The organism is uncultured Brachyspira sp. (assembly GCF_944390595.1).
Taxonomy (GTDB): domain Bacteria; phylum Spirochaetota; class Brachyspiria; order Brachyspirales; family Brachyspiraceae; genus Brachyspira.
Genome location: NZ_CALXRN010000133.1, coordinates 19,252 through 28,169 on the forward strand (window position 1 = coordinate 19,252; position 8,918 = coordinate 28,169).

At 29.0% G+C, this 8,918-nt stretch carries 7 protein-coding genes; 3 read left to right on the plus strand and 4 right to left on the minus strand.

What is annotated here, in order from left to right:
• Positions 1-113 precede the first annotated feature (113 nt).
• From Q0J90_RS07990 to Q0J90_RS08005, 4 genes are all read right to left on the minus strand, one after another.
• Positions 114-1,103, minus strand: coding sequence for a sugar ABC transporter substrate-binding protein (locus Q0J90_RS07990; protein WP_297277401.1), 990 nt, complete (start codon positions 1,101-1,103; stop codon positions 114-116).
• 59 nt (positions 1,104-1,162) lie between these two features.
• Positions 1,163-1,930, minus strand: a complete 768-nt coding sequence (locus tag Q0J90_RS07995; protein ID WP_028329663.1) for an SDR family oxidoreductase — start codon at positions 1,928-1,930, stop codon at positions 1,163-1,165.
• Between the two features lie 9 nt (positions 1,931-1,939).
• Complete coding sequence (locus Q0J90_RS08000) at positions 1,940-2,983, minus strand: NAD(P)-dependent alcohol dehydrogenase (RefSeq protein ID WP_297277402.1); 1,044 nt, start codon at positions 2,981-2,983, stop codon at positions 1,940-1,942.
• A gap of 141 nt (positions 2,984-3,124) precedes the next feature.
• A complete protein-coding gene (locus Q0J90_RS08005; protein ID WP_297277403.1) occupies positions 3,125-4,240 on the minus strand; it encodes an ROK family protein in 1,116 nt (371 codons plus the stop codon).
• A 137-nt stretch (positions 4,241-4,377) separates the two neighbouring features.
• Between Q0J90_RS08005 and Q0J90_RS08010 the strand changes: the two genes are divergently transcribed.
• The 3 genes from Q0J90_RS08010 to Q0J90_RS08020 all read left to right on the plus strand — a co-directional run.
• Positions 4,378-5,940 (plus strand): FGGY family carbohydrate kinase, encoded by a 1,563-nt coding sequence (locus Q0J90_RS08010; protein ID WP_297277404.1) that lies wholly within the window; start codon positions 4,378-4,380, stop codon positions 5,938-5,940.
• A gap of 124 nt (positions 5,941-6,064) precedes the next feature.
• On the plus strand, positions 6,065-7,219 hold the full coding sequence (locus Q0J90_RS08015; RefSeq protein WP_297277405.1) for an MFS transporter: 1,155 nt from the start codon (positions 6,065-6,067) through the stop codon (positions 7,217-7,219).
• 77 nt (positions 7,220-7,296) lie between these two features.
• A partial coding sequence (locus Q0J90_RS08020) for a cytochrome c biogenesis protein CcdA (protein ID WP_297277406.1) occupies positions 7,297-8,918 on the plus strand: 1,622 nt, incomplete at its 3' end.

Here is an 8,918-nt window from a genome sequence, read left to right on the forward strand (position 1 = left end):
TTATATAACCTTTATAAATATTCTAAAATAGTTTTATTAAAAGAGGAGATATTTTATTCAACAATATCTCCACTTTTTAATATTTTAAGATAGCTAAAAAACAAATACAAATATTAGCTTATAGCACCTGTTTTCTTATACATCTCTATATACTGATCAACATTCTCTTTAGTAACTAAAGGATTGTCAATGTCAGTATCTATTTGAGTAGATTCTTTGTTTACAAGTTTATTTACAGTATCAAGTATTTTAGCTGATAAATCATAAGCACTTTGCATACAAGTAGAAGTCATTTTTCCTTCTTTAATTAAAAGACAAGCTTCAGCTGTACCATCTACACCATATACTAACATATTATCAAATTTAGGATTTCCTTTAGTAGCTTCTAAAGCACCAGCTGCCATGTTATCATTCATAGATATAACAGCATCAATTTTATCATTAGCCTGTATCCAAGTTTCCATAAAGCTTAAAGCTTCATCTTTGTTCCAGTTAGCGATTTGTTCTCCAACAATTTTTACGTCTGGGCGTTTATCAAAGAACTCTACTTGCCAGCTTCTTCTTCTTTCATCAGCATGGAAGTTACCAGGAGGGCCGTTTAACACTACAACATTAGCACCTTGAGGTATTTGCTCTAAAGCAGCAACAGCATTAACAGCTGCCTGTTTGTAAGGATCAGCATCTACAGAAGAAGCACCTTCTATTCCAGCTATTCTAGCATTTGTAGTAATACAGATTATACCAGCAGCTACAACTTTTTCAGCATAAGGTCTTTGAGCTTCTCCATTATTAGGCTGTATTATGATTACATCATATTTATTGATAATAGCATTTTCAATTAAGCTATTTTCAACATCATCATTAGCTTGTCCATCAAATACATCAATAATGATATTAGGATATTTAGCTGCTTCTTCTTTAATAGAATTAGCTAACCAAGCAGCAAATGAATCTGCTTGAGCTCTTGCTATATAAGCTACTCTGATTTTACCCTCTGCATCAGCTGCAGAAGTACCTTGTTCGCTTGTTTTGTTGTTACAACCAGATACAGCAAATAATACCATAGTTATAAAAACAAAAAGCGACAATAACTTTTTGTTCATAATAGTATCTCCTTAAAAATTAATTAATTTATTAAATATAAATTTAATACCAAAAATAATTAAAAACAGCAATATCCGCCGTCTACTATAACATCGCTTCCTGTAGTATATCCAGAAGCATTGCTTGCTAGATAAAGAATAGGAGGTATTAATTCCTCAGGCTTACCCATTCTATGCATAGGTATTAAAGGCATCCAAGCATCTTTAAGTTCCTTAGGAGTATCTACAGACATAGGAGTGGCTATATATCCAGGGCTTATGCTATTAACTCTTATACCAGTTTCTGCCCATTCCATAGCCAATGATTTTGTCATATGTATAACTCCAGCTTTTGAAGCATTATATGAACATTGCCACTGAGGTATATTAACTATAGTACCGGACATAGAAGCCATATTTATAATACTTCCATTTATTTTTCTATCAAGCATTATTTTTCCAACTGCTCTAGCCATAATAAATTGTCCGGTTAAATTAACATCAATTACTTTTCTAAATTCTTCTATAGAAGATTCAATTGTTGATTTATGTATACATATACCGGCATTATTAAACAATACATCTATAGAATTAGACTTATTTAAAATTTCTTTCAAAGCCTCATCTACATTTTTTTCATTAGTAACATCGCATTTTATATGATAGCATTTTCCACCGTTGTCACTAATTAATTTAATTGTTTCATCAGCATTAGAACGTGAAAGTATTACTACCTCAGCTCCAGCTTTTGCCATACCTAAAGCTACAACCTGACCTATACCAGTACCGCCGCCTGTTACGATTGCAACCTTACCTTTTAAAGAAAATAATTCATCTAAATAGCTCATATTACAACCTTACATTTTAATAACTGTTTTTACAATATTAGCTTTATCATTTACACTATCATCTAAAGCTTTTTGTAAATCTTTGAAATCATAAGTATTAGTAACTATATTTTTGATATTAACAGCTCCGCTTTCAACAGCATCTATTGACAATGGGAATATATGTCTGTATCTGAATACTGTTTTGCATGTTAATTCTTTATCCAAAGACATACCAACATTCATATTAATCATTCCTGTTTTACTGTATCCAACCAAAACTATAGTAGAACCTTTTTTAGCAAACTCTATAGCCTGATTTGTTGTAGATTCAACACCAGCTGTTTCTATAGTAAGATCGCTTCCTTTTCCTTCTGTTATCTCATAAACTCTTTTAACAACATCTTCTTTTGAAGCATCTATTACACCTGTAGCACCTAATTCTAATGCTTTATCCAAACGTTTTTTAATAACGTCTATAACATAAACTTTAGAAACTCCGCAAGCTTTTAAAGAAAGCATAGAACATAATCCTATACATCCTGCTCCTGTAACAAAAGCAACTTCTCCTATTTTAGCATCTCCCTGTCTTGCAGCATGCATACCAACTGATAAAGGTTCTATTAATGCACCTTCCATTGTTGATAAATTATCAGGCAATTTAAATGATAAATTTTCAGGATGTGCTACATATTCCTGAAATACTCCGTCAACCGGAGGTGTAGCAAAAAATATTACATCAGGACATAAATTATATCTTCCTGTTCTGCAAAACTCACATTCACCGCATGTTTTACCAGGTTCTAAGGCAACTCTGTCTCCAACTTTTAAATGCTTAACTTTATTACCTATCTCTACAACTGTACCGCTGCATTCATGACCTAACACAAATGGAGGCTTTACTATAAAATTACCTATAGCCCCATGTTCATAATAATGCAAATCAGAACCGCAAACACCTACATATTCAAGTTTTACTAAAACTTCATTATCTTTTGGTTTTGGTATATCACGTTCTGTAAAATCTATCTTTCTTAAACCTGTCATTATAGCGACTTTCATTTTGCCATCCATATTTATACTCCATATTAAATTATTCACATTAATAAAACTACTTTTATAAATTAATTTTATTGAAGTAGTTTATGTAATAAAGTATAGTAATAAAAATACTTATTGTCAAGCATTTTTATAAAAATTATTAATAAATAAATATTATATGGATTCTATAAATGAATGTATGTGCTGTAGAGCTGCACCTAAAGCCGCACCTTCAAAATGATGCTTACATGATTTTACATAATTTCCATTGGTTTCAAAAGTATTTAATTTGGCAACTCTGTTTCTAAAATCTTCAAGATAATCAGAAAAATATCCGCCTACATAACCGCCTATAACAACATCGCAGTCAAATGACATTCTTAAATTATTAACAGCTATAGCTAAATAATAAAGATATTTTTCCCAAGTTTCATCTATAATTTTATTGCCTTTATTTAATTTATCAAAAAATACATTAAGTTTACCGTTAGTTAAATCTGAAAGCAAATTTGCTCTGCAGTAACAATCCAAGCATCCAATTTTACCGCAGTAGCATTTTTCACCATTAGGAACTATATTCATATGCCCAAATTCACCGGCTCTTAAATTATCTCCATTATAAATTTGCTTAGCAAATATAATAGCTCCTCCTACGCTATTGCTCAATGATAAATAAATTGCATTGTTTTCTATGTATCTGGCTTCCGCAAAACCAGCAGCATTAGCATCATTAATTAATATGCATTCAAAAGGTATATACTTTGTAAAATCAGTATAAGGTACGTCTTTAAAACCCAGAACATAAGAAGATGCTATATCAGTACCGGATTTATCTATTATACCAGGTATTGATAAACCGGCACCTAAAATTTTATTATTATCAATATCAGAAACAAATTCTTTAATAGAATTTTCAAACCATAAAAAATATTCTTTTGTATATCTAAACCTGTTTTTTAATCTTATATTTTTTATAACATTTCCAAATAAATTTACTAAAACCAAACTTATATGGTTTCTTGTAATATCTATACCAATAGCAAGTTTGGCATCTTCAACTATTGACATAGCCTTAGCTTTTCTTCCCCCGCTGGATTCAAATTCTCCAACTTCTTTTATAAGATTTGCCTCAAAAAGTTCTTTAATATTTTGCAAAACGGTAGGCATACTCATATTTAAAGATATAGCTATTTCATGTTTAGATACTTTATTTCTTTCCAAAATATATTTATAGATAATATTTTTGTTTATTCTTTTTACATCTATGTTATTGCTTTTTTTGTATGTCATAATTTCTCATCAAAATAATGTCTAAAGAAGTATACATTAAAAAAATAAATTTGGAAGATTATTATATATAACAATACTTGATTTATAATATATTTTTTATATACTCAATAATAAATAACAATAAATTAGGATTAAAAATGTATACATTAGGAATAGATTTAAGCACGCAAAGTTTAACTTTAAGTATTATAAATTATAAAACTTATAAAAATGATTTAAATATATCAGTAGCATTTAATTCTCTTGAAGAAATTAAAAATTCTCCAATGAATAAAAATACATTGCTTATTGATTCTAAAATAAACGGCAAAGCAGAACAAGATATAAATATATTTTTAGCAGCATTAGATAAAGCTTTTTTTAAATTAAAAAGTGAATGCGATATAAAATCCATAAAGGCAATTCAAATATCAGCACAGCAGCATGGACATGTATATTTATCAGATAATTACAAACATAATATAGAAAAATTAAAAAATAAATCATATGTAAATCAAAATCTAATAGAAATATTAGAAGGTTCATATTCATACAATGCAGCCCCTATATGGAGAACATCATGTACCCAAAAAGAAGCAAATGAATTAAGAGAAGCTGCAGGCGGAAAAGAAAAAATGATACAGATAACTGCATCTAATTCTCCTTTAAGATTTACCGGTGCTGTAATAAAATATAATTTTGACAGCAATGAAGGATTATCAAATAATACATATAAAATATTTTTATTAAATACTTTTATAGCATCAATACTAACAGCTAAAGATGATATATCTGTAGACTTCGGAAATGCCTCCGGAATGAGTTTGATGGATTATTCTAAAAGAGAATGGAATGATACATTATTAAATACTGTGTCTCCTGATTTAAAACAAAAATTAGGAAATATAGATTCTCCTTCAAGTTTTGCCGGATATATAACTACTTATTTCACAGAAAAATACGGATTTGACAGCGAATGTATAGTTGGAATAGGAAGCGGAGATAATCCTGAAACAAAAGTTCTATATAAGGGCGATATACTTTCTCTAGGAACAAGTTTTGTATATATGCTTAATATCAATGAAAACAGCAGAGATTTCTCAGGTGTATCTAATGCTATGTATGATGGTGTAGGAAATCCATTTATGATATTCTGCCGAACTAACGGTGCTATAGTTTGGGATGAAGTAATGAAAATGCATGACAGAAATTACAGAGAAATCACACTATCTTTAGAACAAAATATTGATAATCTCCCAATAATGTTATGGCAAAAGGAAAATGAATCTGTTCCTATAAGCAGAGCATTTGATATAAAAAGATATTATGAAAAACATTCTTTTGACAATGATTATAAAGGAATTGTATTAAGTTCGTTGGGATTGGTTGCTGCTTATTCTAAGAAATTTTCTTCTGACAGCACAAACAATAATGATTTATCAGTAACAGGAGGTCCTACAAAGGATAAAGAAATATTAAAAATTGTAGCAAATATTTGGCAATGCCCTATAAAACTTCTTCCATCAGGAGGAGCTTCATTAGGTGCGGCAATAGCTGCAATGTTATTATTAAAAGAAAAAATTTCATTAGATGATGTGAGAAATTCTTTAATAGATAATACTGTAATAGAGCCTGATTCTAAATTATCAAAAAAATATGAAGATTATCAAAAGGCTATGCTTGAAAAATTTGAAGAAATAACTAAAGTACAAAAAGTATAAGATTAAATTATATGCTTAAATATTTTTTCTAATTTTTTATAATTTTCTAAAAATATTATTGACAGATAGAAAATTATATATAAAATTTATCCCGATTATAATAAATTATATTGGAGATAAAAAAATGCCTTTTGCTATATTCATGCTGACATTCTCTACATTCTGCATAGGTACAAGCGAATATGTTATAATGGGATTATTATCTGAAATTGCTAAAGATTTAAATATAACTATACCACAGGCCGGTGCTTTAGTATCAATGTACGCTATGGGAGTCGTTGTAGGTGCTCCTGTACTTGCAATACTTACAACGAAGATTTCAAGAAAGAAAACTTTACTTTCACTTATGGTAATGTTTATAATAGGAAATATTTTATGTGCTGTATCTCCTAACTATAGTTTTTTAATGGTTGCCAGAGTTTTGGCGGCATTATGTCATGGGACTTTTTTCGGAATAGCATCGGTAGTAGCTTCTGAAATGTCTGGAGAAAATAAAAGATCTCAGGCTATTGCAATAGTATTTATGGGAGTAAGTCTTGCAAATATATTAGGTGTTCCTGTAGGTACTTATATTGGAGAAAAATTCGGATGGAGAGCTACATTTTGGCTTGTAAGCACAATAGGTATTCTAGCCATATTAGCATTAATAAAATCTATTCCTGCAAATTTGGCAATGCCTAGCGGATATGTTATAGGAGAGTTTAAAATTTTAAGACATAGAAGAGTATTTATCCCTCTTATTTTGTCCGTATTAACATCCGCAAGCTTATTTACAATATTTACATATATAGATCCTATACTTCAAAATGTTACTATGGTTAATAAAGCTACTGTTGTAAAAGTACTATTTTTGATGGGAGCAGGTCTCACAATAGGTACATTTATAGGAGGAAAACTCGGAGATAAAAGCTTAATAAAATCATTAATATCAATGATGATTATTATGATAATGATACAAATTATAATGCTTTATGTTAATACCAAATTAATACCAATGATATCAGATTTAATAGCATGGAGCATAGCAGGATTTGCAGTATGTCCTATGCTTCAATCTTTAGTAGTTGAACAGGCAAAAGGTGCTCCAAATTTGGCATCTACATTTAATCAAAGTTCTTTCAATTTAGGTAATGCAATAGGTGCTAAATACGGCGGAATATTATTATCATTGGGAGCAGAATATAAAAACCTTTCAATATATGCAGCTTTAGTTATGATTATAGCAATATCACTTACAATATATTTTAGACATTATATAAAACATAGACCTGCCATTTAACATATTTATTTAATTAATGTTTTATAATACAAACAATTTTCATATGATAAATAAAAACAATGGAGTTTAAATTAATAATGAAAAACATAAAGTATATTATTGCAATATTCATAATAATTGTAAATTTTTCTTATGCTCAGCTTAATAACAATTTATTAAATCTTAATAATTTAAATGAAGCAAAAATAACTTTTACTATATCAACAAATAATGATAATCAATTAATAGTAAACGCTGATATACCGGAAGGATATTATGCCTATTTAAAATCAGAAATAGCAAATAAAGTTTCATTCCTTGCAGATAATAAAGAAATAAATGTTACATATCCTGAAGGTGAAAAATACCATAACGATATTATTATAAAAGGAAAGCAGGAATTTATATTAAATGATATTGATATAAACAATATTAATTTTATAAAAGCATCTTATCAATTATGTTCAGCAAAAGATAATGTATGTTTACAGCCTAAAAGCGAAATACTTTATGGTGAAGAAATTGATATACCTGATAATGCCAATATTATAACAGATGAAAAACCGGAAAATGCAACTTCTATAGAAAACTATATAAAAGGAAGCGATAATATATTCATAACATTGATTTTAATATTTGCAGCAGGACTTGCATCTGTACTTTTGCCTTGTACCTATCCCCTACTTTCAATTACAGTATCTATTTTAGGAACTACAACTGATTCTAAAAACAATAAAAAATCAAGTGTATTAGCTTCGCTTTTATTTGCATTAGGAGTAATCACAACTTACACTCTTTTAGGTGCTGTAGTTTCTGTTGCTGGATTTGCTTTCCATAAAACAATTCTATTTGGAAGTATTGGATATAATCCTATTGTTTTAACCATATTAGTATTATTATTTTTATACTTTACATTTTCAATGGCTGGATTTTATGAGATTAAAGCTCCTTCTTTTTTACAGTCTGCTAAAACAAATGCATACGCTAAAAAAAATCAATCAATATTCCATAAATATATAATGGGTCTTCTTGCAGGAATAGTTACTACTCCTTGTGCTGCTCCTATAATAGCTGTTATATTGGAAATAGGTTTTCTTAATCCTGTATTCGCTACTTTATATATGGCTGTTTATGCTTTGGGTTTCGCTTCTGTATTATTTATTCTTGGTACATTTGCTTCAATACTCACAAAAATGCCTAAGGCTGGAACTTGGATGGTATATGTTAAATATATTTTCACTTTCCTAATGATGATAATAAGTTTCTATTATGCTAATATACTTTTCGGAGTTTTAGGATTTAACAAAATAAGTTATATACTTGCTTCAGCTGCAATATTAGTATTTGCAGTATTAGTTTACATAATTAAAAACAAATCTGCTATGCTAAGTGCATTAGAAATAAAAATATTTGTTTCTGTAGTAATTATATCAATAGCATTAGGCTGTACTTATGGATTCATCAAATCAAAAAATGAAGTTTCAAATCATATCACATACAATGAAGCATTAGAACTTTCAAAACAAAACAACAAACCTATACTAATAGATTTCTCTGCTGTTTGGTGTGCTAATTGTTATGAACTTAAAGAGAAAGTATTCGTAAATGAAGAACTAAAAAAATTCATAGATGATAATTTGATTTTCACCGAAGTTGATGTTGATAAATACAAAAATATTTCTGATGAGTATAATGTTAAATGGCTTCCTTGGATAATAGT